The 25,180-nt window shown below is 42.6% G+C and carries 20 protein-coding genes, 2 pseudogenes and 1 riboswitch; of the genes and pseudogenes, 15 read left to right on the top strand and 7 right to left on the bottom strand.

Features of this window, described 5'->3' with window-relative positions; all coding sequences use genetic code 11:
* From PGRAN_RS16720 to arcC, 11 genes and pseudogenes are all read left to right on the top strand, one after another.
* The coding region (locus PGRAN_RS16720) for a hypothetical protein (protein WP_036065457.1) at nt 1–1,076 on the top strand (1,076 nt) is incomplete at its 5' end.
* 478 nt (nt 1,077–1,554) lie between these two features.
* Nucleotides 1,555–2,376, top strand: a complete 822-nt coding sequence (locus PGRAN_RS04310) for a hydantoinase/carbamoylase family amidase (protein WP_479481394.1) — start codon at nt 1,555–1,557, stop codon at nt 2,374–2,376.
* Between the two features lie 28 nt (nt 2,377–2,404).
* Nucleotides 2,405–2,785, top strand: a complete 381-nt coding sequence (locus tag PGRAN_RS17845) for a M20/M25/M40 family metallo-hydrolase (RefSeq protein WP_479481393.1) — start codon at nt 2,405–2,407, stop codon at nt 2,783–2,785.
* A gap of 113 nt (nt 2,786–2,898) precedes the next feature.
* A complete protein-coding gene (locus tag PGRAN_RS04305; RefSeq protein WP_149023981.1) occupies nt 2,899–4,137 on the top strand; it encodes an MFS transporter in 1,239 nt (412 codons plus the stop codon).
* A gap of 138 nt (nt 4,138–4,275) precedes the next feature.
* Complete coding sequence (allE, locus tag PGRAN_RS04300) at nt 4,276–5,064, top strand: (S)-ureidoglycine aminohydrolase (RefSeq protein ID WP_036065455.1); 789 nt, start codon at nt 4,276–4,278, stop codon at nt 5,062–5,064.
* Nucleotides 5,065–5,099: 35 nt separating this feature from the next.
* The gene (gene allD, locus PGRAN_RS04295) at nt 5,100–6,155 is read left to right on the top strand and encodes an ureidoglycolate dehydrogenase (protein ID WP_036065463.1); all 1,056 of its coding nucleotides are present in this window, start codon (nt 5,100–5,102) and stop codon (nt 6,153–6,155) included.
* Nucleotides 6,156–6,171: 16 nt separating this feature from the next.
* Entirely contained in the window at nt 6,172–7,221 is a 1,050-nt protein-coding gene (gene allD / locus PGRAN_RS04290; protein WP_036065452.1) for an ureidoglycolate dehydrogenase, read from the top strand.
* A gap of 18 nt (nt 7,222–7,239) precedes the next feature.
* Complete coding sequence (fdrA, locus tag PGRAN_RS04285; RefSeq protein WP_036065450.1) at nt 7,240–9,015, top strand: acyl-CoA synthetase FdrA; 1,776 nt, start codon at nt 7,240–7,242, stop codon at nt 9,013–9,015.
* A gap of 21 nt (nt 9,016–9,036) precedes the next feature.
* On the top strand, nt 9,037–10,305 hold the full coding sequence (locus tag PGRAN_RS04280) for a YlbE family protein (protein ID WP_036065448.1): 1,269 nt from the start codon (nt 9,037–9,039) through the stop codon (nt 10,303–10,305).
* A gap of 18 nt (nt 10,306–10,323) precedes the next feature.
* Nucleotides 10,324–11,103, top strand: a pseudogene (locus PGRAN_RS17170) (oxamate carbamoyltransferase subunit AllH family protein); the annotation flags it as partial.
* A 27-nt stretch (nt 11,104–11,130) separates the two neighbouring features.
* The gene (arcC, locus tag PGRAN_RS17165; protein WP_036065461.1) at nt 11,131–12,090 is read left to right on the top strand and encodes a carbamate kinase; all 960 of its coding nucleotides are present in this window, start codon (nt 11,131–11,133) and stop codon (nt 12,088–12,090) included.
* 104 nt (nt 12,091–12,194) lie between these two features.
* On the opposite strand, the gene PGRAN_RS04270 is transcribed toward arcC, so the two are convergent.
* Complete coding sequence (locus PGRAN_RS04270; RefSeq protein WP_036065446.1) at nt 12,195–13,574, bottom strand: sugar porter family MFS transporter; 1,380 nt, start codon at nt 13,572–13,574, stop codon at nt 12,195–12,197.
* A gap of 128 nt (nt 13,575–13,702) precedes the next feature.
* Between PGRAN_RS04270 and PGRAN_RS04265 the strand changes: the two genes are divergently transcribed.
* The gene (locus PGRAN_RS04265) at nt 13,703–14,635 is read left to right on the top strand and encodes an AraC family transcriptional regulator (protein ID WP_051998414.1); all 933 of its coding nucleotides are present in this window, start codon (nt 13,703–13,705) and stop codon (nt 14,633–14,635) included.
* A 342-nt stretch (nt 14,636–14,977) separates the two neighbouring features.
* Here the strand turns inward: PGRAN_RS04265 and bla are convergent, their stop codons facing one another.
* The 4 genes from bla to PGRAN_RS04245 all read right to left on the bottom strand — a co-directional run bounded on the left by bla (nt 14,978) and on the right by PGRAN_RS04245 (nt 18,315).
* Nucleotides 14,978–15,892, bottom strand: a complete 915-nt coding sequence (gene bla, locus PGRAN_RS04260; RefSeq protein WP_036065444.1) for a class A beta-lactamase — start codon at nt 15,890–15,892, stop codon at nt 14,978–14,980.
* A gap of 53 nt (nt 15,893–15,945) precedes the next feature.
* Nucleotides 15,946–16,611, bottom strand: coding sequence for a peptidoglycan recognition protein family protein (locus PGRAN_RS04255; protein WP_036065443.1), 666 nt, complete (start codon nt 16,609–16,611; stop codon nt 15,946–15,948).
* Between the two features lie 94 nt (nt 16,612–16,705).
* Complete coding sequence (locus PGRAN_RS04250; RefSeq protein ID WP_036065441.1) at nt 16,706–17,038, bottom strand: LPXTG cell wall anchor domain-containing protein; 333 nt, start codon at nt 17,036–17,038, stop codon at nt 16,706–16,708.
* A complete protein-coding gene (locus PGRAN_RS04245; RefSeq protein ID WP_036065440.1) occupies nt 17,023–18,315 on the bottom strand; it encodes a GH25 family lysozyme in 1,293 nt (430 codons plus the stop codon). Before PGRAN_RS04245 ends, PGRAN_RS04250 begins: the two co-directional genes overlap by 16 nt.
* Nucleotides 18,316–18,891: 576 nt before the next feature.
* Between PGRAN_RS04245 and PGRAN_RS04240 the strand changes: the two genes are divergently transcribed.
* Nucleotides 18,892–19,692 carry a formate/nitrite transporter family protein gene (locus PGRAN_RS04240; protein WP_036065438.1) on the top strand — a complete coding sequence of 267 codons (801 nt, stop codon included), beginning with the start codon at nt 18,892–18,894 and terminating at the stop codon, nt 19,690–19,692.
* Nucleotides 19,693–20,130: 438 nt separating this feature from the next.
* On the opposite strand, the gene PGRAN_RS04235 is transcribed toward PGRAN_RS04240, so the two are convergent.
* On the bottom strand, nt 20,131–21,723 hold the full coding sequence (locus tag PGRAN_RS04235) for a leucine-rich repeat protein (protein WP_036065436.1): 1,593 nt from the start codon (nt 21,721–21,723) through the stop codon (nt 20,131–20,133).
* A gap of 199 nt (nt 21,724–21,922) precedes the next feature.
* Here PGRAN_RS04235 and PGRAN_RS04230 point away from each other — a divergent pair, with 199 nt between their 5' ends.
* Complete coding sequence (locus PGRAN_RS04230; RefSeq protein ID WP_036065434.1) at nt 21,923–22,411, top strand: GyrI-like domain-containing protein; 489 nt, start codon at nt 21,923–21,925, stop codon at nt 22,409–22,411.
* A gap of 471 nt (nt 22,412–22,882) precedes the next feature.
* Here PGRAN_RS04230 and metX read toward each other — a convergent pair.
* A pseudogene (metX, locus tag PGRAN_RS04220) lies at nt 22,883–23,984 on the bottom strand (homoserine O-acetyltransferase MetX).
* A gap of 163 nt (nt 23,985–24,147) precedes the next feature.
* Nucleotides 24,148–24,248: riboswitch (SAM riboswitch) on the bottom strand.
* Between the two features lie 310 nt (nt 24,249–24,558).
* Here metX and PGRAN_RS04215 point away from each other — a divergent pair.
* Nucleotides 24,559–25,086 (top strand): HdeD family acid-resistance protein, encoded by a 528-nt coding sequence (locus tag PGRAN_RS04215; RefSeq protein ID WP_036065431.1) that lies wholly within the window; start codon nt 24,559–24,561, stop codon nt 25,084–25,086.
* The last annotated feature ends 94 nt before the right edge of the window (nt 25,087–25,180 follow it).

The following is a 25,180-nucleotide window of genomic DNA, read 5'->3' as shown; positions in this document are numbered from 1 at the left end:
GGATGACCAAAGCAAGCAATAGCAAAACGTCGAGTGCGAGCAAGACCGTCACAGCAGTCGTTCTCGATTATAGTTTGACAGGGCCAGAAACGTATGACCTTGGTAGCAAAGCGAATATCACCGGCACTTACGGCGCCAATGTAACCTACGTTCGTTTACGTGTGACAGGGGCGAGCGGTGATGTGACGATCAAGAAACAAGTGAGCACAACGACGTCAAGCAACGCCTACAATCTGGGTGATATCTCGACGTACGTCGACGCCACGACACAAAAACTTGAAATCATTGCCGTCGATGCGAAATACAACGTAGTCAACACGGTCGTTGTAGCCATCAATAAAGACACGCTCGATAACAAGCTAACAGGTCCAGCAAACTACACGATTGGGGATAAGACAGCGGTCAAGGGTGAATACGGTACAAATATAGCGTATGTCCGCCTCCGCGTCACACCTGCCGGTCAAACAACAGGAACGATTGTCCGTCAAGCAACCCGCTCCGCCGGTAATTATGACCTCGGTGATATCTCCACACTGGTCACAGATGCAACAAGCACCGTCGAAATTTTAGGCGTAGACGCGAAGTATAATATCGTGAAAACCCTCAAAGTCACGGTGAAAGCACCAACCGTCGACAATAAACTCACCGGTCCTGCCTCGTACACCGTTGGCGATAAGACAGCGGTCACTGGTACTACGGGTACAGGCGTAGCCTTTGTTCGTCTGCGTACAGGAAGTGATGTGAACAACATGGCGGTTGTGCGCCAAGCAACGCCAAGTGCTGGCACCTATAACCTAGGGGATATCTCTGGTTTAGTCAAAGATACATCCGGCGTCGTGCAAATCGTAGCGCTCGACAAAGGCTATAATATCATCAACACGCTCACGGTAACCGTGAAAGCAGCCGCAGCATTGGATAACACGTTAACCGGGCCTGTCTCGTACACGTTTGGCGATACCACCGCGATTACGGGTACAGTTGGTACAAACGTTGCCCGTGTGCGCCTACGTGTCACACCAGAAGGTGGCACCGCAGCGATCAAGAAAAATAATCAACCTCCTGCCTGGCGCAACTGATTATGACCTCGGCAACATTGCAGGATTTGTCGCCAATGCCACAGATAAAGTCGAAATCCTAGCATTAGACGCTGGTTACAACATCGTCAACACGATTGACTTGATGAACTAAGAAAACGGGCTATACATGTTGTTCAAACAGCAAAGATTTTAGTACACACATAAGAACAATCGTATAAGGCTAGCGAAACCAAGACGAGATTCCCATATAGGTATGGGATCTTGTCTTGGTTTCTTTTTTTGAAGTAGGAGAAGATACATAATGGAGAGTAAACGTTGCACTAGTGCGGACTTTTGCTAATGAGATGGTTGGCTAGTATAATCAATATTAACAATTTCAATCCCTTAATTAGTCATAATGAACAAAAAGTGGGCGGGGTTTTTATCGCTTTTAAACGATGCAATCAGAACTTAAAACGCTTACACTTTGATAGTAGCGTATAAATCGCTTGAGAATGACGAAAGGTGGACTTTAACGATGGACAAAATTTTTAAAGACGTAGCAGATAATGTGACATGGCTTTCAGGCATTGGTGCTGATCCAACAGGGGGAACGACGCGTTTGCTTTACTCGGACTATTGGGTGGAAGCGCAACAAGGCGTGAAGAAGAAAATGGATGAAGCCGGCTTTACGACGTACTTCGATGATATTGGTAATCTTTTTGGTCGTGTGGAAGGGTCTACATATAAGGATGAGACGATTATGTCTGGTTCTCATATCGATACGGTGGTCAATGGCGGAAAATTAGACGGTCAATTTGGCGTTTTAGCCGCGTATTTAGCGATTAAATATTTGAAAGAACAGCACGGTCAGCCACTTCGTAACCTCGAAGTTATCTCGATGGCAGAAGAAGAAGGAAGCCGTTTTCCGTATGTTTTCTGGGGTAGCAAGAACTTCTTTGGACTAGCTAATAAGGATGAAATGGCGGGTGTTGCTGATTTTGAAGGTGTGAAATTCGTGGACGCAATGCGTGGCGCTGGTTTTGATTTTCGAGATGAGACGAAGCCGCTGCGTGATGACATTAAGGCGTTTGTCGAAATTCATATCGAACAAGGAAAAGTACTGGAAAACGAAGGTAAGGCGGTCGGTGTGGTGAACAGTATCGCTGGGCAACGCCGCTACACGATTGTGCTAAATGGTGAGTCAAATCATGCGGGAACAACGCCGATGGGCTACCGGAAAGATACGGTTTATGCGTTCAGCAAGATCGTGACGCAATCTATCGATAAGGCGAAAAAAAATTGGCGATCCACTCGTACTTACTTTCGGAAAAGTAGAGCCAAAGCCAAATACGGTTAATGTTGTGCCGGGTGAGACGCTGTTCACCATGGACTGTCGTCATACGGATGAGGCAGAGTTGCATCGCTTTACGAAAGAAGTGGAACAAGATATGAAGGCGATTTGTGCGGAGATGGGGATCGAAATCTCCATTGATTTGTGGATGGACGAAGCGCCAGTGCCGATGGACTCGCGTATCGTATCTGTTTTGGAAGGCGTTTGTAAGAAAGAAGGGTTGAATTACCGCGTGATGCATAGTGGCGCAGGACATGATTCTCAAATTTTTGCACCGCGTGTACCAACGGCGATGTTCTTCGTGCCAAGCATTGGTGGAATTAGCCACAATCCAGCTGAGGACACGAAAACAGAAGACTTGGTTGAAGGCGTGAAGGCATTAACAGAGGCGCTATACGAATTAGCATATAAATAATAGACAGCTCATACATCATGTAAATCGGCGGTAAGCGCTCGATTTGTTGGAAGCAAGATATAGACGTTACACAAAGAAAAAAAATGATTAAATTTCATAGGGAGTGAATAGAAATGGAAAACGAAACGGCAACAATGAAAAAGGGGCTCCAGTATTGGCAGCAAATCATTATTATTTTATGTTTAGGTTGGGTCGTTATTTGGATTTACCGGAGTGTCTTAACGCCAATCTTTCCAGAAATTCAACAAACAATTGGACAGCATTCCGATGCACAGATGGGCTTGATCGCCAGTTTTTACTTTTTTGCATACACGGGAATGCAGATTCCAGCCGGGATTTTAGTCGATAAATTTGGGAAGAAAGTCGTCCTGATTCCTGGTTTCTCCCTATTTGCGATTGCGGCACTTGTGATCGGTACCGCGCAAAACTTAGAAATGATTTATCTTGGTAGCTTGCTTGCAGGTCTTGGCTGTGGTTCTTACTACGGTGCGGCTTACTCGCTATCTTCTGAAAATATTCCAGCAGAAAAACGTGGACTTTCAACAGCGATCATCAATAGTGGTTCCGCACTCGGTATGGGTGTCGGCTTGATTGCTTCTAGCCTACTCGTGAAGTCGGTCGGAATGAACTGGCAAATCATGCTTTTCATTATTGCTGGTTTGATCGTTGTTATGATCTTTGTTTTTGCAAGTGTGATTAAAAGTTCACCAAAAGTGGATCGCTCAGCTAAGGTCAAAGCGGCTGCGGCACCGAAAGAAAAGGCCCCGATCAAAAACTTGTTTACAGGTCGGATGATTGCGTCCTATATTCTTTATTTTGCAACGTGTTATGGATATTACATGGTCGTGACATGGCTACCATCGTTTTTACAACAAGAACGTGGATTCGAAGGCGTTGCGATTGGTTTCTCCGCAGCATTAGTAGCTTTTTCCGCGATTCCTGGAGCCTTATTTTTCAGTAGAATGTCGGATAAATTCAGCACGAAAAAAGTTCGTTTCATCGTTAGCTTGACGGTTGCGGCGGCATTGATGCTCATGCTGACAGTACTTGCACCAACATCGGGCATCTTGCTTGTTGGCTTGATTTTATACGGATTGCTAGGGAAATTGGCAGTAGAACCGATTCTGATTTCTTACGTGGCAGATAGCGCGCCGAAAAAAGGATACGGTACCTCGTTTGGCGTATTCAACTTCTTCGGAATGAGTTCATCTGTTATCGCGCCGTTTTTGACAGGGGTTATCTCTGACTCCACCGGCTCGAAAGTAATGGGCTTCTATATTTCCGCGATCATCCTCGTCATTGGGGCGACTGTATTCTTAATTGCAAATATTAAAAGTAAAAAAGTAGCATAATAATTAGTAGCGGAACGACAAATATTCATCTTGCCGGGCTTTATCTAGGATTGAAACATTTGCGTTCCGCTTTATTTTATTGGCAGGTCTCAGGTACACGTTAGGTACTAAATAATGGAAAAAAGAGAGGTTTTTAAAATGGGTTATAGAAATAAGAATACGGGTTATGTGAGCGATATTCTCGCTTCAAGATCCGTGATTAAACGCGCGAATTACGCGATCATTCCGCCAGACGGTTTGGTGAATAATGCTATTCCAGGGTTTCTGAACTGTGAATTATCGATTCTAGCGACGCCGAAATTGGGCGCGACTTTTGTGGATTATATTGTTACGTTGCTCAGTGATGGGCAAAATAAAACGGGCTTCGGCGCACCTGGCGTGGAAACTTTTTTCTATTGTTTAGAAGGTAAGATTACGGTTTGGGCGGATGACGCGAAACATAGTCTTTCGGCAGGTGGCTATATTTATTGCCCAGCAGGCGTGATGTTAACATTTGAAAATGATAATGGTGGCGCGAACAGTGAGGCTTTCCTTTATAAGAAGAAATACGAGGCGGTAGCGGGTTACGACACGCATGTTGTCGTGGATAATGTTGCCAACCTCGAAAAAATCGCATACGAAGGCATGGAAGATGTTATTTTGCAAAATTTATTGCCAGCGGATCTTGGTTTTGATATGAATTTCCATATTTTAAGCTTCGAACCGGGCGCGTGTCATGGTTATATTGAAACGCATTATCAAGAGCACGGCGCGTATATGTTATCGGGCGAAGGTGTATATAACTTGGATAACGAATGGGTCCCAGTGAAAAAAGGGGATTATTTATTCATGGGGGCGTATGTACCACAAGCAACGTATGCGGTAGGACGCGGCGAAGCGTTTAGTTACCTGTATTCCAAAGACTGTAATCGCGATCCACAATTATAAGAAGGTAGGGAATTGGTGTGAAAGAGCCACAAATGATTCGAGTAAGAAAACATGATTTACATGATTTAATCCAGAAAAAATTAGAAGCGGCAGGGCTTTCTGAGGAACATGCGGATGGTGTTGCAGATTCACTGGCTTTTGCTGACGCGCGCGGAATTCACTCACATGGTGCGGTTCGCGTTGACTATTATGCGGAACGAATTGCCAAAGGTGGCACAACGATTGCGCCAAACTTCAAGTTTAATAAAACGGGACCGAGTTCGGGTATTTTTGAAGCGGATAATGGCGTCGGACATGTGGCGGCACGCAAGGCGATGGATGAGGCGATTGGCTTGGCGCAGGAAACGGGTGTTGGCATTGTCGGTGTGCATGAAATGGGGCACAGTGGAGCATTGGCTTACTTTGTGAAGCAGGCGGCAGATCAAGATATGGTGGCGATATCGGTTTGCCAATCAGATCCGATGGTAGTACCGTTTGGTGGCGCAGAGCCTTACTTTGGAACGAATCCAATCGCGTTTGCAGCGCCGCGCATGGACGGTGAGCCGATTATTTTTGATATGGCGACGACGGTTCAGGCGTGGGGCAAGATTTTGGATGCGCGTTCGAAGGGGGCGGATATTCCGCCGACTTGGGCGGTGGACGCGAATGGTGAGCCGACGACAGACCCGCATCACGTCAACGCTTTACTTCCGGTCGCAGGACCTAAAGGATACGGCTTGATGATGATGGTCGACATTTTATCGGGAATTTTGCTAGGGTTACCGTTCGGTAAACGCGTGTCATCGATGTACACGGATTTGACGAAAGGACGCAACTTGGGGCAACTACACATCGTGATTAACCCGGCTTTCTTCACGTCTTTAAAGGAGTTCAAACAAAATATCGCGCAAATGGTGGACGAGTTACATGCGACAAAAGCCGCGCCAGGATTCAGTCAAGTGTTGTATCCAGGCGAGTTAGCGGAGATTGTGGAAACGGATTATGCGGACGCCGGAATTCCGATTGTGAAAGATATCTATGATTATTTGATTAGTGATACGGTTCATTTTGATCAGTACGATCACGCAGGATTATTCGTGGAGCAAGAGTAGTGAGGAGGTAAACAGAATGCGAGTTTCAAAAGAAGATTTGCACCAGCTGATCCAAACAAAAATAGAACGGGCTGGTTTGACGGAAGAGCACGCGGATATTGTTGCGGATGTGTTGGCGTTCGCTGATGCACGCGGGATTCATTCGCATGGCGCGGTTCGGGTGGAATATTACTCGGAGCGGATTGCCAAAGGTGGCATCACGAATCGGCCGGATTTCCGGTTTGAGCAGACGGGGCCAACGAGTGGTATTTTTCATGGGGACAATGGTTCGGGGCATGTGGCGACAAAACGGGCGATGGAAGAGGCGATCCGGATTGCTGGCAAAAATGGTGTCGCGGTTGTCGGTGTGAAAAACATGTCGCATAGCGGGGCGCTCGCTTATTTTGTGGAACAGGCGGCGAGTTGTGATTTTGTAGCGCTTTCTGTTTGCCAGTCGGACCCGATGGTGGTGCCATTTGGTGGCGCGGAAGATTATTTCGGGACGAACCCAATCGCGTTTGCAGCGCCGACAAATGATGGACGCATGTTGACATTTGATATGGCGACGACGGTTCAGGCTTGGGGCAAGGTGCTTCATGCGCGATCGCGCGGGGAATCGATTCCGCCGACTTGGGCGGTAGACGTGGACGGGGCGCCAACGACGGATCCTGCGAAGGTGAATGCGTTATTGCCAATCGCTGGGCCAAAAGGGTACGGCTTAATGATGATGGTGGATGTGTTGTCGGGAATTTTACTCGGACTTCCATTCGGGAAGCATGTCAGTTCGATGTACGCGGATCTTTCGAAAGGACGCGATTTGGGACAGTTGCATATCGTGATTAATCCGGCGTTCTTTACGGATATCGAGGCGTTTAAGGCGAACATGTCGGAGGTTCTGGATGAGGTGACGGCTGTGAAGCCAGCGCCAGGCGTGGATCGGGTGTATTATCCTGGCGAACGTGGACGGTTGCGCGAGAAGGCATACGAAGAGAACGGTATCGAGATTGTGGATGATATTTATGAGTACCTGATCTCGGATGCGATTCATTTTGACAATTATGATGGGAAAAATAAATTTGCGGAATAAGGAGAGGTGAAGAAAACGATGCTACACACGATTATTAAAGAAAATGCGTATCAAGATTCGGTTGTTTTGATGCTACTTACGAACAAAATATCCACCATTGACGGGGTAAACCGGGTTTCTATCATGATGGGAACGCCTGCGAACAAGGATATTTTCGGAACGTCAGGCCTGCGGACGGCGGAACTGGAGGCGGCTTCGGCGAACGATATGGCGATTGTTGCGGACACGGATGATGCTTCGAAATTGGATGAAATTTTAGAAGAAGTGGATGCGTTTTTAGCGAGCCAGGCGACGAAGGAAAGCAGTAATACGACGGAAACGGCGCGGACATGGGATAAGGCGATGAAGCTTGATCCGGATGCCAATATGGCGCTTATTTCGATTCCAGGTACTTACGCCGCGACAGAAGCGGATCGCGCACTTGATGAAGGGCTGCACGCGTTTATTTTTAGCGATAATATGCCGATTGAAGAGGAATTGCGTTTGAAGCAGAAAGCGCATGATAAAGGGTTGCTTGTGATGGGACCGGATTGCGGGACGGGCATTGTAAATGGTGTTCCGATGGCGTTTACAAATGTAGTGAAGCCCGGCAATATTGGCATTGTCGGTGCATCTGGAACAGGAATTCAAGAAGTTTCCACGATTATTGACCGTCTTGGCGGTGGCGTGACGAATGCGATTGGAACAGGCGGGCGTGATTTATCTGAAACGGTTGGTGGCATCACGATGCTAGACGCGATCGCAGCGCTTGAAAAGCAAGCAGACACAGACGTGATCGTGGTCATTTCTAAGCCACCTGCAAAAGCGATTCGCGATAAAGTTTTAGCGTTATTACGCACGATCACGAAGCCTGCAGTGACCATCTTTTTGGGTGAAAAGCCGACGTATCATGAGACGAATTTATACCACGCCTATACGTTAGAAGAAACGGCGCGCATTGCTGTTGCATTGGCAAAAGGACAAACGGTAACGGCGACAACGAGCCAGATTACGAAACCAGAAATCACGCTTACACCAGAGCAAAAACATATGAAAGGTTACTACTCCGGCGGGACGCTAGCTTCCGAAGCGGCAATGCTTATCGCGGATGCGTTGGCTTTAAAAGAAGGCCTGATCAAGCAAGACGGTTACCTTTTGAAAACAGAAGGGCACGAAGTTATCGATCTTGGCGATGATATTTACACGCAAGGAAAACCGCATCCAATGATTGATCCTGAGAAACGAATCGCATTCATCGAAGACGCGGCGAATGATCCAGAAACAGCGGTTATTTTGCTAGATGTGGTGCTTGGTTATGGCTCACATGAAGACATGGCGGGGCAATTGGCGCCAGCGATTAAACATGTGATTGCAAAAGCGAAAGCGGCCGGACGTGAACTTGCTGTTATTGGAACGGTTTGTGGAACGCTTCAAGATCCGCAAGACTATCACGAGCAACGCCAAACATTGATCGATGCGGGCGTTATCGTGAAGGATAGCAATAATGAAGCGGTGAGAACGGGACTTGCGATTGTTGGATACAAGGTTGTAGACGAAGATAAAGCGATTCGCGAAACAGAAAATGATGTGCCAGTAGCACAATCTTTAGAGGCATCAGATGCCATGCTTGACCTCCTTGCGAAACAACCACGCGTCATCAATGTCGGACTAAAAAGTTTTGCAGAAGCTATTACCGAAACGGGTGGACGTGTCGTGCAATTCGATTGGCGCCCAGTTGCAGGTGGCGACGCAAAACTGCAAAAAGTACTGCAATTCTTGAACAGTTACCGCGCAGAGACGGCGGACGTGAAATAAATTTTTTAAGGAGGAAAAAGAATGACAAACTATCATACAATCGATGAAGCTAACCGCGCAGTAGCGGACAAAATCGTCGCTTCGGCACCATTTTTATTGGATGTCGTACCAGCAAAATCCGTGATTTCTGAACTAAATGAAGGACGTGTGCTACTTCACGCGGGTCCTCCGATTCAATGGGAAAACATGACGAGCCCGATGCAGGGTTCATGCGTGGGAGCAGCGTTATTTGAAGAATGGGCAAGCAGTGAAGAAGACGCGCGTGCGATGCTTGACCGTGGGGATGTGCAGTTTATACCATGTCATCACGTAGATGCAGTCGGACCAATGGGTGGCATTACCTCAGCGAACATGCCAGTCGTTGTTGTGGAAAACCGCACAGACGGCAATCGCGCTTACTGTACGATGAATGAAGGAATTGGTGCCGTGCTTCGTTTTGGCGCTTATTCAGAAGAAGTCGTGAATCGTTTGCGCTGGATGCGTGACGTGCTCGGACCAGTGCTTAGCAAGGCGCTCCAAACATTGGACGAAGGCATGAACTTGAACGTAATCGTGGCTAAAGCAATCGCGATGGGAGACGAGTTCCATCAACGCAATATCGCGGCCTCACTCGTATTTTTAAAAGAGGTTAGCCCGATTATTGTGAGCCTAGAAATCGATGAAAAAGAACGCCAAGAAGTCATCCAATTCCTCGCGGATACCGATCAATTTTTCCTTAATATCATGATGGCGTCAGCAAAAGCAGTGATGGACGGCGCGCGGATGATTAAAGAGGGGACGATTGTAACCGCAATGTGTCGTAACGGTGAAAACTTCGGTATCCGTATCAGCGGCATGGGTGACGAATGGTTCACAGCACCCGTCAACACACCACAAGGCCTATATTTCACAGGTTATTCCGGCGAGGATGCGAATCCAGACATCGGTGACAGCGCGATTACCGAAACATTCGGTGTCGGAGGTATGGCGATGATTGCCGCACCTGCCGTCACTCGTTTTGTCGGAACCGGCGGATTTGGCGATGCCCTGAAAATAAGCAACGAAATGCTTGAAATCGTGATCGATCAAAATCCGAATTTCACCGTTCCAACATGGGATTTCCAAGGGATTTGTCTCGGTATCGATGCCCGCAAAGTCGTCGAAACTGGCATTACACCAGTCATTAATACCGGAATTGCTCATAAAAAAGCTGGTATCGGCCAAATCGGCGCCGGAACCGTAACTCCCCCCGTTGCCTGTTTTGAAAAAGCAATCACAGCCTATGCAGAGAAGCTGGGCTTAACCGTATAAAAGGAAGGAGGAAGAAGTATGCCGCTCATTCAAGCAACAAACCTCGCTCAAAATGTCGCTGATCTACTCGTCACAGATCAAGTATGGCGCGTCCATAGCATTTTTCAAAACGGGATAAACCTTGAAAATGCGGGAAATCTGATTTTCATCGGCACAGCTAAAAATGGCAAGTTACCATTCGCCGTCCAGATCGCACCATCAGACGTCACCACGTTAACCGCTACGATGCGAGTAAACCAGCAACTCACTTACGAAGCCGGCGTACTTCTTCACCATGCATCACCGCTCAAAATAGAGCTCAATCTTACTCCAAAATACACAAGCACACGCAAAAAAGTAGAAATCCAGCCGAGTCCCGCTTTTTTATCGCAAGTTTTGCAAGAAGAAAAGCAGACGGGGCTAGGTTTTTCCTTTCGAGAATTAATAGAACAAGCGGCGATTCAAGATCTAGCAAAAGCAATACGTACAACAGATTCCGCGCTCATCGAGAAGACATTGCGATATTTTTTGGGACGTGGCAATGGTTTGACGCCATCAGGAGACGATCTGCTCGTCGGTATTTTGCTCGTTGGAAATACGACAACCGCCTTCAGGCAAATCCTGACGCGGCTAATCACGACAGAACAACTAACAACAGATATCAGCCAAACCTATTTAAAATACGCGTTAAACGACGAATTTAGCGATTCACTTTTAGCACTATATCAAGCGTTCCAAACAGGCGCAGAAACAAGCGGAATCACGCAACAAATTTATCAGTACGGACACACATCGGGAATAGACACGATCGCAGGTGTCGCACTCGGATTAAAGGAGGAATTTTCAATGGGAAAACGAGTAGTAATAGCGCTTGGCGGCAATGCGATTTTGCAACCGAACCAAGAAGCAACATTTGCCAATCAACTCAAAAACGTAGAAGACAGCTGTGCCAAAATCGCTGAAATTACAGAAGCTGGGCATAAAGTCATCGTCACACACGGAAACGGACCGCAAGTCGGCAATATTTTACGCCAAAATGAAGAAGCTAAAGAATTCGTTCCAGCGCTTCCAATCGACGCGTGTAGCGCAGAATCACAAGGTTTCATTGGCTACATGATGGAGCAATCACTAAAAAACGAACTCGCACGCAAAAAACTACCAACAAACGTCATCACGCTTTTAACACAAACCGAAGTTAGCGCGAGCGACCCCGCGTTCCAAAGCCCGACAAAACCAATCGGTGTTTTCTATACGCGCGAAGAAGCCATCCAACTCGCTGCCGAAAAAGGTTGGGAGATGGCAGAAGACGCCGGACGAGGATACCGCCGCGTTGTCCCATCCCCACAACCACAAAAAATCCACGGCGTCGAAGCGATTAAACAACTCGTAGCCACAGATACCGTCGTTATTTCCACAGGCGGAGGTGGCATCCCCGTCGTTCAAAACGAAGAAGGCGACCTAAAAGGCGTTGAAGCAGTGATCGACAAAGACCGTTCCGCGTTACGCTTATCCGAACAAGTCGAAGCTGACGTTTTCATGATCCTAACTGATGTGACAAACGTGTACTTACATTTCGGCGAACCAAATCAACAAAAACTAGAAGGCGTTCCCGTCAACGAAGCAAAACAATACATGACAGAAGGCCACTTCGCAGACGGCAGCATGGGACCTAAAATGGAAGCAGCGATTGCCTTTGCCGAATCTGGAAAAGAAGCTATCATTTGCTCACTAGACGCTGCAGTAGAAGCATTAGCAGGCCGCGCAGGAACACGAATCTTACCAGAAAAAAGTACAGTGAACGCTTAAAAATGTATTTTAAAAGGTCAAACAGCTCACAGCTATTTGACCTTTTATCGTACTATCCTTTATGGACAATTTGTTGACCCTCAATGGATTGCCTTGCGCCTAATTTAAATCGCTCGAGCAACAGAACTCTCTTTTCTATCATTCAATTTCTTCGTTTCATCATTTGCTAATGCTTCTTCAATTTCCTCTAACGTGTAACCTCTCGTCTCAAATACAAAGCGCTTAACAAAGAATACCGCTGCGATACAAATTATCCCAAAACTAATGAATAACGTCACATCTCCTATCGTTGCTTCTAAAGTAGGGAAACTCACGGAAACAGTCCAGTTCGCGACCCAGTTCACTAAAGAGGCAATACCTACTGCGAGACCACGAATTTTCAGTGGGAAAATTTCTCCTATCATCACCCACATCACTGGGCCCCATGTTGCGCAAAAACTTGAAATATAAGTAGCAAGGAAAATAAAGGTGAAAAGATGGAATCCCTCCTTGTTCCCTTCAAAATGAAAGGCTGCTGACAGGGCGAAGAAGGAAAGTCCCATCGCCAAAGCACCTACCATTAACACTTTTCTCCGGTCGAAGCGATCCATCAACGATACCGCTACCGCTGTTACAATGACATAAAAAATACCTAAAATAATTTGCGTACGAATCGCTGAAGTGGCATCTGTACCACCACTCATTAAAATACGCGGAGCATAATAAAATATCGTATTACAGCCCATCCATTGTTGCAAAACCGCTAGACCAAAAGCCGCTACCACTGCTGGGCGTACCCATTTTGAAAAAACATCTTTCAAACGTCCTTTTTCTTGATGACTTTGCTCTTCAATTTCAAGGATTTCAGCTTCAGCTTCTGACTTGGTTCGAATGTTTAGTAAGATTTTTTCTGCATCTGCTCTTTTTCCAACTTTCACTAAGTAACGTGGAGATTCTGGCAATAAAATCCCGCCGATAAAAAGAATAAGTGCCGGAACTGCGGCAAACCCTAACATCAATTCCCAACCAATCGGTGATTCCCGCCAAACATAATTAGCAATGTAAGCAAGCAACATCCCAATCATAATCATCAACTGATTCAAAGAAGATAAGCTTCCGCGTTGGTTTGCAGGTGCTAATTCAGCCAAGTACATAGGAACCAGTGCACTAGCTCCCCCAACCGCTATCCCTAAAAAGATCCGAGAAATAATTAAGAACGAAACATCCGGTGACAAAGCACTACCTAAAGCACCTACGAGAAAAATAAAAGCAGTCAGAATCACCATTTTTTTACGACCATATCTATCAGACAATGGTGAAATCAATACCGCACCCACGACCGCACCAATCAAAATACAGCTAACTACAAATCCAATTTCTGCCTCATTTAATTGGAATTCCTGTTGAATAAAGATTTGTGCCCCAGCAATGACACCTGTATCATAACCAAATAATAATCCACCTAAAGCTCCGAAAAAATAAATTAAATTTTTTGATAATCTCATAAATATCCCCCATTTTTAGTAGTATAAACAATGATTGCGTTATTAATTTCCTCCTTTGATGATAAAAATTATATATTGCTTCCGCTTTCAATTTCACTTATAGTAAGAATATTGAGGAGGGAAGGAACATGACAACTGAATTCGAACTGATTGAACATAGTAAAGTACAAGACATTCATGTTTTTTTGATTGAGATGCATTATCGTAGTACGCACCTACACATGGATATTGAAGTTGTGTATCTATTGAGTGGGTCCTTAAATATTGTGACAAATAACAAGAAAATTTCACTGGAAAAAGGAGACTTTCTTGTTTTAAACTCCTGCCAATTACACGAATTACATTCAAAAAATTCTGCGCTGTTGTTAATTTTTCAGTTTTCTCCCAAAATTTTTGAAGCTTTTTTTCCTCAAATTAATGAGGTTTATTTCGATACAACGCCGATCGCTTTAGAAAATTCCGAGACTGGTAAACGCTTATTAGAGAACATATTATTAGCCAGCCAAGCCTACTTTAAAGAAGAAGAATACTTTTCGTTGCTTTGTCATGGTTTTTCCTCCATTATTATGTTTGATTTAATAAAACTCGTCCCTCACAAGCAAATAAAGGAAGAGAACAAAAATCAACTGCTATTGAAGCTTGAAAGAATCAAAAGAATAAGCGATTACATTTCAAAAAACTATCAGGAAAAACTACTACTTTCGGATATTGCCAAAAAAGAAGCGCTCTCATTTACCTATTTATCTCATTTTTTTCATGAAAACTTTGGCGTCACTTTCCAAGAATATTTAAATCTTCTTCGGTGTGAAAAGGCGAAATATCTATTAATTCATACAGAGAATACACTTTTAACCATTTGTGGCCTTTGTGGTTTTTCAGATCTGCGTTATCTAAACAGTTCCTTTAAACGCTTTTATGGAGTAAGCCCTAAAACTTTTAGGAAACAGCAACAAAATTGCGAAAATCAAGTGGATACACTAAAACAAGATGTAACGAATAAACAGTGTATTTTCTCAAAAAATCAAAGTCTCAAGAAGATCAGTCAGCTACTCACTCTTTAATTCTAGCGTGGACTAAAACTACAATGTTGCGTTTAGTTAAACAGCTACTTTTTTTATCATCCATTATAGTGAGCGCTTACTTAACGTATCTATAAACTGTATTTTAGCATTTTTATTTTTTATTTTCATACATGATTTTATTATCATTAATAGACTATCTTGCTATTTTGAATAAATGTCAATAAGGTAAACAGATAAATAGTTAAAATGATGGTCGCGCAATGAAAAATCAATCGGTTATGTTTACCAAGGGTACCAAAAAAGGTTGCTAAACTATTGCCATTATTAGTGGCAGGGTTTAGCAACCTTTTTCTGAGATAATCGAATTTTTAGTTGAACTAACTAATTGGATAAACCAAAGTGGCTACTCATTACTCTAGCTGCGTCTGCAATAAGCGCATCATCATACTCGTCATCTTCGTTTGCTTTATTCGAGTAGACGACTAAGATAATCGGGCTTCTATGCGGTGGGTATAGAACAGCAACATCATTGCGCGTTCCAAAAGAAGCAGCACCTGATTTATCGCCAACTTTTACATTAGCTGGAACGCCAGCTCGGATTAACGTATCGCCCGTAGCATTTCCTATCAGAATTTGATTGTAAAACTTTAACTTATCTGGCGCTAGTTTATCCTCAAAAAGCAATTTCTTTAAGTTTTCGGCCATCGTTTTAGGGGTGCTTGTATCTCTTATATCACCTGGTATGGCGCTATTTAAATCCGTTTCAATCCGGGAAGAATTCGTGACGGTATCGCCTAAATTTCTCAATTGTTCTTGAAAACCTTTAGGACCACCTAATTGGTTGAACATAAGATTAGCGGCAGTATTGTCGCTATATTCGATGGCGGCACTGATAATATCTTTCAATGCCATGCCCGTGTCCACATGTTTTTCTGTGATAGGTGAATAGCTGACTAGATCGTCTTCTGTATACATTATCGTTTTATTTAGCTCGTCCCAGGAGAGGTTTTTAAGTAATATACCACCCAGAAATGCCTTAATAGTAGAAGCAAAGGCAAAGCGTTGATCTCCATTGTGAGCGAATGTCTCACCAAACCCAGTATCAATGGCGTAAACACCTAATGTAGCTTGGTACTTCTTCTCTAAATTTTTGAGCTGAGCAGTTGTGTCTGACGCGGTTTTGGCTTCTGGTTTTGATTCGGCCAGCGCTTTTTCTTGACTCGGGGAACAGGCGACCATGACTAAAGCTACAATACTTGCGAGCATAACGTAAAACGATTTTCTTAGAATGAACATTGTCTATAACCCTCTTTCTTCTTCATTTGTGTGCTTCACTGTGTACAAAGTATTTAGTTTATAAGTTCCTTATTATAGTAATACTGGATTCGGTCTACTACATATGAAATAGGTATATCCCATTTTGGGAGATAATTGAAGGGATCTGTGTGTGTTGTTCCACCTAATAATTCTGAGACACCTCTGTGCGTAATAATATTTCCCAGCCCATTGTCGTCCATCAAATCAGGTGTCCCGAGGTTATACTGATGGAGCATATGCGCCACGTAATTAGCATATTGTTCGATAGATTTTAAGACAGTTTCCTTAGATGTCCCATCTGGGTATTCTACTAACTCGACATGGATAAAACGTTTATTAGCGATTGCTCCAGCGCCCCAACCTAAATAATCAGTGCTAGCAATTTCGACGGTGTGGTCAGCATCTGCAAACGCATGAACAAAGGCATTTTCCCAAGTTTCTTGTTCATATTGAATCCATTCGTCTAAGCTTTTGCTAGTGTCTCCAGTAGAATGCAATACGATGCCTTCTGGTTTCCCAATCCCATTTCGATACGGAAGTTTGGGGAAATTAGGAATATTTTCAAACGCTGGGCGCTTCTCAATAGTGGGTTCAATGACAGGTGGCTTAATAGAAGAGGCAAAGGCATCTTCCTGTTTTATACCAACTATTACAGCTACTAAGCAGATGATTAATGTTAATTTTATAATCTTTTTCATTGATATCGCTCCTTTATTTTTATGATGAGAAGCTAACATAGTCAATATTTGCATCTAATTTTTCATTTGCGCTTTTTATGGAGATGTTTTGCGATTATTTTATGCTTTTTCTAAAGAGAATTCCTCCGAAAATAGTGAGTATTGAGCCTAATAGTAGTATAAACTGGTTGTTCTCATCACCGGTTTGAGGAATTTTATTCATCGTGTCGCCATATTTTACAGGTGAGATACTATTTGCAGAGGTATCTTTATTCACATTGTTCGACATCGTTTGTGGGTTTACCTTTTTTGGTGGATGAGATAATTCTGTTGCACTAGTTTGAGCGCTGTTATGCAAATTTTTATTTTCTTCCGAGACCGATGGTGCCTTTTCTTTCTCTTTTCGATTATCTAATTGCCTAGAAGCTTCATTCAATAACAGTTGCAAGCGTTCTTTTTTGTTTTTTTGTCTGTGATTTCATTTACCAACAACTGCACTCGGTCAATCATATCGCTACTCACGGTGTCTTTCACTTTACCACCTAGTTGTTGTCCCTCAAATAAATTCTTAATTGCATCTTCTGCTATACGTTGCCTTTCTTTTTCTAATACTTGTTGTTTTGCAAGGTTTAAAGCTTGTTGGAATTCTGTTTTTTGTGGACCATTATTCATTTGGTTAATTAAATATTGAACATGATCTATAAGTTCTTTATTCACATTCTCTTTAATATTACCAGTTAGTTGTTGTCCCTCAAATAAATTTTTTATAGCTTTTTCAGCTGCAAGTTGATTTTCTATAATTGAGTTTCTTTCTTTTAATTGTCGCTGAGCTTCATCTAATAATTTTTGAAACGCTTGTTTTTGATCAGATTCTTTCAGTGAGGACAATAGTTGGGAAACATTATCAATTCTAGCTTGATCGGTGTCCTCTAAAAGGGATCCGTTTTCATTTTGATTTTGAAACAATGCTTTAATAGCAGCTAAAACTTTTTGTTCCTCCAAATTATCAGGTATCTCTATTTTCTTGCCGGTGTAAAAGCCTGTATAGTCAATGTTAGCGTCAAGAAGCCCATCGTAGCCATCTAATCGATAATCGCTTGCAAATTGCCATAAACCAACTGGGAACGGGGGCTCTATAGGTGTTTCAGGCCAATAAGCTAGCCAGAAATTACTTATGGATAATTGATCCGGATAAAATCGATTTTGGTACCATGATAAAGAGGCATACACATCTAATTTCTGGTAGCCGTGTTCTCTCATCCTATCAAAAAAAGCATTGGCTTGATCAGTTAGTTCTTGGCGATCTTTCGTCAAAGCATTACCTTCTAAATCTAGTGCCATAACAGAGTCTTTCGGTACGTTTAAATTATTTGCTATCTTAGCAAACCAATCAGCTTCTTCTCTGGCGTTCTGGATACTATTCATCCAACTATAATGATAAAAATTAACTCTAATACCTGCTTCAAGTGCGCCCTTTATTTGTTCTTCAGCCTGCGGATTTAAAACGGGTTGATCATCTTCCATTCCTTCTGTGAGCTTAATAATCACCGCTTCTATACCCTGTTCTTTCCATTTTTTAAAATCAATGTTTTTAGGATCTTGCCACTTAGAAATATCAATAACATTTGGTTTTACAGGGTCGTTGGTTGCATGAACAACTTTTAATGATAATGAAATACCAAGACATACCGTGGCTAGAAGGAACAGTACCTTTATTTTCTTCATCTTTTAACCTCTTTTCTTTCTATTTATTAGTGGCCTCGAGTATAACACACAAATACTAGATGAAACCTGACATTTTTGTGAGGGAAATCAGGGGGGGCTTTTGACTCGCATGAAGTTTTCTGTAGATATATTCTCATTTTTGTATTTAATCAATGTAGATATACCTATATAAACAGCACTTTCTACATAATTAATTAAGAATAATTTCTATTTTTAATGCTAATAAGTTTTTAAAATTCTGCAAATTAAAATTAAAAAAGACAATTATTACTTTATATCGATTTTTAGCGCAAAAGTAGAGTGTGAAATAAATGAGCCTAAAAAGAATGTGATTCGGGGGATGAAAGCGGCAAATGATTATCAGTTCTATCAATTTAGGCAGACAGAGCGCATCGATACATTTTTTCATGTTTAGCTGGCATTCACAATGGGAATGGTAGTCTAGATTCATAAAATAAATCGGTTTCAGCAACTTTTCAGAAAAACTTTGAAAATCGCTAAAATGGTTATTTTCAATCGATACATTTCGTGCTACAATAGTAAAGTTGCGAAAACTGATTAATGGAGATGAAGAATTTGGACTCAGAAAATAGTACATTGATGCAGAAAATCGATTATAGTACGCGTAAGAAGATCGACCTTGTGCACCATAGTGTTGCCCGCTATATTTTCCGCGCTATACTGGCTTGTTTATTTTTAACACTAGGAACAGCGGTTGCGGTTATGATTGGCGATAAGGTAGATCACATCGCTCACGGACTCGGCAAAATTGCTTATGCATTCATGTTCAGTTGGTCACTTGTAATGATTATTTATATGAACGCCGAGCTCGGTACAAGTAACATGATGTACATGACAACAGGTGTCTACCAAAAAATCATTAAACCCGGTAAAGCTTTAGGTATTTTATTCTTTTGTATATTATGTAATTTAATCGGTGGTATTTTAGCCGGATATTTGATGTCACTCACGTCTGCATTCCACGCGTTGCCAGCCGATCATTTCTTATTCACAGCCGTTACTGGCAAACTCGAAAAAGAACCGCTCCAAATCTTTATTGAAGCGATATTCGCGAATATTGTTGTAAATACGGCAGTTATTTGTACGATGCGGATGAAAGACGATGCAGGTAAAATCTTCGCGATGATTTTCATTATTTTCATCTTTGCTTTCCTAGGCTTCGAACACGTTATCGCGAACTTCTCGTCATTCTCTCTGGCATTCTTTTCCTCAGGTGGTCACTTAGACGCGATGACATGGAGCAGCGTAACAACGAACTTATCATTAGCGCTACTCGGAAACTACGTCGGCGGAGGTCTTGTTATCGGACTTGGCTACGCATGGCTGAATAAAACGAAATCAATTTATAAAGACTAGAGAAATTCGTGTGTGCCTCTCGTGATGAAGGGGTACCACGGATTTTTTATGTATATTATCGATCAGTAACGGATGGTATTTGTTGTTTTGATAGGTTGGGTTGCTTTCGTTACTTAGAGGGCTACATGGGTACTATCTGCTATTATGCATCTGTTAGAACAGTTAATGGAAATAAGTATATATTCAATCAGGGGAAAATATGGCGTCAATTCCAGGGTTAGGTGTTATTACTGATATTAAAGTAGAGGTTCTATAAGCAGACTTTTCAAAAAGTGAAAGAGAGATGTTTTATACCTTGAATTGCTGAGGAACGGTGTAAATATCAGGTTCGAATAGGTGCTTTCTCATTAAGGAGGTGCCTTTTTTGTTGTGTTTTCATCATGAATAAATGCGGATCACAATCAGTCTGAGATAGACTCATTACAATCCGCATTTTATTTACGGTGCGAGAACAAGTTCCCATTCTATTTCTGTACTAAAGTTGCCAGCAAAAGCTTGGTTACCCGCAATATTTAGCAAAATACCACGATCTTCTTCCCACAGAATTTCAGTTGCAGCATTTTTAGCCGTACTCTTAAAAATAGGGAGCGCTTCATGTGTTAGCGGTGTCTTACTACCAGACGAATCAACATAAACAAGCGCGTTGTTGAGCGTTTTGGCTGAAACGGGATCTGTCAGAGGCCTGTCTATTTTAGCGTGAACTTCCCAATCACTTTTATTGGAACGATTGTCTCTAATCAAAATACCTGTAGTAGAATCAAATCGCTTCACCAATAGATTACGTTCAGAAATAGCATAATCTTCAAAATGAAAATGAGGTCTCACCGTTTCAAAGCCAATTGTTCCAGCCTCGATGGTAACAAGATGTTCCTCAGAGCTCGGCCACAGATCAGGGCTCCCCAGATTATTGATGTAAAAGCGCGCAGTAAAAGTTCCAGAATGCGATGCTAGTGCTTGTTGAGCAACTACTAACCCAAGTGTTCGTGTTAGAAAACTTCCATTTTGAAACCACCCAAAAGAGACATTCGTTGTCGGCGCGGCTTTGTATTCGAAGGCAGGAATGGTTAATGTTTCCCCTTCTGCTAGTGATTGCTCAGTGGTAACTTTTGGATAAGCAACAACCGTATTAGCATGCAAACTAGAACTATTGATGCTGTTTAAACTGAGTTTATTAGAAGACAAAATCAATAGTTTGGAGATGTTACTAGATCCCGTGGCGAACGCATTCTCATTTGCTAGCGATGTTGCATTTTTAATTTCGATGTATTCTAAGCGATCAGAACCGATGTCACGTAATAAATCTTTCGGTACGACAGAAAGTCCATTTAATTTAAGGACGCGCAAATTTTTGAGGTTTGTAAAAGTTGTCATAAAATTGCTGAGAGACGTCATTTTCGGGAGATCGAGCGTATCAATATTTGTATTCTCTAAGGCAGTACTTGTGAAGGATACTGATAGGTTAGGCGCCTCAAAAATGGTTAAGGAACTAGAACCAGAAAAAGCCCAGTTATTCATACTTCTGAGGCTAGAGCTTTTGAAAGAAGTGAGGGACAAACACTCTCGAAAAGCCCCAGTATCCAGAAAATCTACATTTTTAAGCTCCACATCTTCCAAGCCGCTATAGGCAAAAGCATACGGGCCTATATTCTTAATTGTGTGACTCGTATCGATTAATTTTGTCAATTTGGGAGCGCGATAAGCTAGAAATGAAGGAACATCGCTAGTACCTTCCAATTCCAACTCTTCCAGGTCGTAAAAGGTATACACGCCTTGATTACCATACGTTGTCATATCACCGACAATTTTTAGCCGTTTAATTTGATTTCCTTGGAGATCCATTGCTTTTATATATTGAAGCACCTCATCTCCGGTGGCAGCGCCTGTAATGTTCAAAACAATATAATCTTCACTTGGAATCGTGGATGTGATAGTGGCTGCCTGTTCTTCTGCAATGGCAGGTTTACTCGCGACAGGGGACAATACTAATAAAATAGTTGCGACGATTAGTGCCGTATAGAAGTGTTTTTTCATAAGAATAGAGATTCCTCCTCTAAATTTTGATATATCTTCATGATAGCCTGAATAGGGAAGTAAATCCCTAACTTCTTTTTCTCCTTCTCTGCATTTTGTGTGGTAGCGGTTATGAAAAGAAAAATCCATCAAAAAAAGGTATACTAAAGCTAAGCGGCTTTCACAGCGAAAAAAATGAATCCTGAGAGGAGTAATAAAAATGGAATACAAAATGATAGAACGCGAAAAATTTCAAGTTGTCGGTGTCAAAAAAGTATTTTCATTCCGTGAAGGACAAAATTTAGTGGAGATTCCGAAATTTTGGGAGCAAGTGTGGGCAGATGGGACGATGGATCAACTAGAAAAGCTTGGCAACAAAGAGGTAGCAAACTACATGGGAATTTGTCATGTCCCAGAGGATCTGGAGCCAAAGCAGGAGATGAACTATTGGATAGCGATTGAGCACGCGGGAGCGGCACCTGAGGGAATGGAAGTATTCGAAGTGCCTAAGTTTCAATGGGCAGTGTTCAAATCCGTAGGCGCATTACCTGAGGCGATTCAACAAACGTGGCAAAATATCTTTGCAGAATGGTTTCTAACGAGTGGCTATAAACATGCACCAGGGCCAGAAATAGAAGTTTACGGACCCGGTGATAGTACGGCTGACGATTACGAATGTGAAGTTTGGATACCGGTGACACAAAAATAAGTGCGGTTTGAAAAAATATACACATCAAAATAAAAGCGTATTCTTAGTGGTTTTTCCAAGATTAAGAGTTAGCGTTTAAACCTTTGAAAAGAAAATGAATACGTTAGATAATCCAACATGGGTGAGCAGACAAGTAAACAAGAATTTCAGTCGCGTCATTTTGGTTAAAACCCGGTTGGGGGCTTACATGAAATTGGGCATGACTATCAAGGGATTTATGGGTGACACCACTTTTTCAACAGGGGAAGTTTGGAATAATTTTTTCGCTGATATGATGCAAATAAGGTGCCAGAAAATGCAGTTTCTTCTCCATGACTACTTGATTTGTTTACGAAATATTTCGGCGAAACGAGCCACTATGATTTCTCGGCATTTGTAGAGCTTGTGCAAGGTTCCATGTCGGCTAAACAAAATAAGCGTTGGTATCGAGAACTAATCCCAGATTAGCCCTTGATGCCAACACTTATTTTTTTATATCACACGCGAATGTTGCGTCAAAAAAGTACTAATAAGCGGATGGAATTTCTCAACTTCGACCAAAAAAGGCGTCATGCCCATAATCCGAATCGACCTCATAATAAGTCACGGGAACATCCCATTCTTTCAAAAGTTCATAATCTCGGCGCAAATCGTGAATCCGAAACAGCTGATCATTCGTCACGCCAACCAATAAATACGGAATCTGAATCGCAGTGAAAAGCGGTTTTTCATCCGCACCGTTTACCGTCACATCAAACAGATCAATGGCTTTCGTCAAGTACAGGTAACTATTCGCGTCAAACCGTTCTACAAACGAGTCCCCCTGATATTGCAAATACGATTCCACCTGGAAATGCTCTTTTGAGAATGCTCCTGGCGAAGAATCCGCCACTGTAAAGCGCTCAAATCGCTTCGAGAACAGCTCACTTGTACGATACGTCATCATTCCGACCATCCGCGCTGTCGCAAGCCCGCCCTCCGGTTGACCGACATAATTCCCATCATTGAAATCAGGATCATTCAAAATTGCCATTCGCATAATTAAATTATAGCCAATCGCCTCAGGACTTGCCGCAAGAGGAGATGCTAAATTAATCACACTTCCCGTTATTTCCGGATAATCAATCGCCCATTGCGTCGCCTGCATTCCACCCATCGAACCACCAATAACCGAGACGACGTGCACGACACCAAGCGCATCCAGCAACGCTTTTTGTACCTTAATAATATCTTTAATCGTAAAACCTGGAAAATGTAACCGATACTCGGCTCCCGTTTTGGCATCGATGGAGGAAGGCCCTGTTGTCCCACTACAGCCACCGAACACATTCGTACAAACAATGAAGTAATCAGCAGGATCTATCGTTTTTCCAGGCCCAATAAAATCATCCCACCAGCCAGCCACATCCGCCTCAAAATGTTTCGCAGCGTGTGCCGTCCCAGTCAGCGCATGTTCTAACAAAATACAATTATCTCGAGTTCCCGCAAGCTCTCCATACGTTTCAAAACCAACCTCAATCGGACCAATCGTTTCCCCATTTTCAAGTACTAATGGCGTCTCTTTAAAAAGTTCTATCTGTCTAAGCGTCCCCATGTCATCACCTTTTCTTTATCTTATAGTTTTAAAGCTGATCTAGCGCAAGCGTTCCTTGCTAAACCAGGCGTGTATCCTTATTAAAGGCACGAAAAAACCCTCCCAGTAAGCTTCGAAAAGCACTACTAGAGAAGGCTGAAAAGACAACGATTCATTAGTTAATAGCTTATCTTCGCATACATACAGCTGGAATTAGCACCGTGATTCACATATCCGGTTGCTAAGGTTTCACAGGGCCAGTCCCTCCACCTTTCTTGATAAGAAACATATTAAATTTCTTCTATCATACAATTAAAAAGGAGCCGCTGTCAAGAGAAGTAGACAGATTTTTCGAAAGAATGATATAGCCATTAAATTATGAACTTTTTAAGCAGTTGTGATTAAATTTCGTCTAAAAATGGTTCGAAAAACGATAAAACAACGCTTACATTCTGTTTTTCGATCGGATATGTGTCTATAGATAGAAAAGATAAAATAATAAACAATACAATTATTGTTTTAACTGAGATAAATAGGGTAAAATAAGCAACGGAACCTAAAAATTCTAATCATAAAAAAGGAAGTGTTACATATCATGAAAACATTCACACGCATACTTGTCCTATTGGCAGGTATAGCAATGATATGTTTAGGAATCTGGTTTGTGTTCCATCCAGGTATTTCTTTACTATCATTCACCCTATTCATCGGAATCTTAATGCTAGTCGTTGGGGTATTCCAAATCATCCAATATTTCTCCAACCGTAGCGGACAAAAAGTCTCAGGTTGGATACTCGCAGAAGGGATTCTTTCGCTATTATTAGGTATATTATTATTGGCGGACCAATTCGAAGGAACAGTGACATTAGTACTTGTCTTCGGCATGTGGGTCCTATTTGCAGGAATTATGCGTACAATCGGTGCCTTTGCAGCTAAAAATGAAAATGCACAAGGTTGGGGCTGGCTCCTAACACTCGGCATTTTAGGAATCGTTCTAGGTTTCATTGCCTTGTTCAACCCAATCGTTGGAGCAATTGGTATTGTGATCCTTGTAGGAACATTCTTCATTGTACAAGGTATTAACTGTATCGCAACGTTCTTCTTCGTTGGAAAACTGAAGTAATAAAAAAGGGGCTGGGGCATAACCCAGATAAATCGGCGAAAAGCGCTCGCATTCAGGGAGTTTGGCGGACTTCCGGTTCTCATGTACAATCGTA

It is taken from the genome of Listeria grandensis FSL F6-0971 (assembly GCF_000525835.1).
In the GTDB taxonomy this organism is placed as follows: Bacteria; Bacillota; Bacilli; order Lactobacillales; family Listeriaceae; genus Listeria_A; species Listeria_A grandensis.
This window is presented reverse-complemented; position numbering and strand designations above follow the sequence as displayed.

Bases quoted from the DNA above. Each gene is read 5' to 3' on its own strand.
- PGRAN_RS04310 (WP_479481394.1), top strand. From the start codon at position 1,555: ATGGACAAAATTTTTAAAGACGTAGCAGATAATGTGACATGGCTTTCA.
- PGRAN_RS17845 (WP_479481393.1), top strand. From the start codon at position 2,405: ATGGACTGTCGTCATACGGATGAGGCAGAGTTGCATCGCTTTACGAAA.
- PGRAN_RS04305 (WP_149023981.1), top strand. From the start codon at position 2,899: ATGGAAAACGAAACGGCAACAATGAAAAAGGGGCTCCAGTATTGGCAG.
- allE (WP_036065455.1), top strand. From the start codon at position 4,276: ATGGGTTATAGAAATAAGAATACGGGTTATGTGAGCGATATTCTCGCT.
- allD (WP_036065452.1), top strand. From the start codon at position 6,172: ATGCGAGTTTCAAAAGAAGATTTGCACCAGCTGATCCAAACAAAAATA.
- fdrA (WP_036065450.1), top strand. From the start codon at position 7,240: ATGCTACACACGATTATTAAAGAAAATGCGTATCAAGATTCGGTTGTT.
- PGRAN_RS04280 (WP_036065448.1), top strand. From the start codon at position 9,037: ATGACAAACTATCATACAATCGATGAAGCTAACCGCGCAGTAGCGGAC.
- arcC (WP_036065461.1), top strand. From the start codon at position 11,131: ATGGGAAAACGAGTAGTAATAGCGCTTGGCGGCAATGCGATTTTGCAA.
- PGRAN_RS04270 (WP_036065446.1), bottom strand. From the start codon at position 13,574: ATGAGATTATCAAAAAATTTAATTTATTTTTTCGGAGCTTTAGGTGGA.
- PGRAN_RS04265 (WP_051998414.1), top strand. From the start codon at position 13,703: ATGACAACTGAATTCGAACTGATTGAACATAGTAAAGTACAAGACATT.
- bla (WP_036065444.1), bottom strand. From the start codon at position 15,892: ATGTTCATTCTAAGAAAATCGTTTTACGTTATGCTCGCAAGTATTGTA.
- PGRAN_RS04255 (WP_036065443.1), bottom strand. From the start codon at position 16,611: ATGAAAAAGATTATAAAATTAACATTAATCATCTGCTTAGTAGCTGTA.
- PGRAN_RS04245 (WP_036065440.1), bottom strand. From the start codon at position 18,315: ATGAAGAAAATAAAGGTACTGTTCCTTCTAGCCACGGTATGTCTTGGT.
- PGRAN_RS04235 (WP_036065436.1), bottom strand. From the start codon at position 21,723: ATGAAAAAACACTTCTATACGGCACTAATCGTCGCAACTATTTTATTA.
- PGRAN_RS04230 (WP_036065434.1), top strand. From the start codon at position 21,923: ATGGAATACAAAATGATAGAACGCGAAAAATTTCAAGTTGTCGGTGTC.
- PGRAN_RS04215 (WP_036065431.1), top strand. From the start codon at position 24,559: ATGAAAACATTCACACGCATACTTGTCCTATTGGCAGGTATAGCAATG.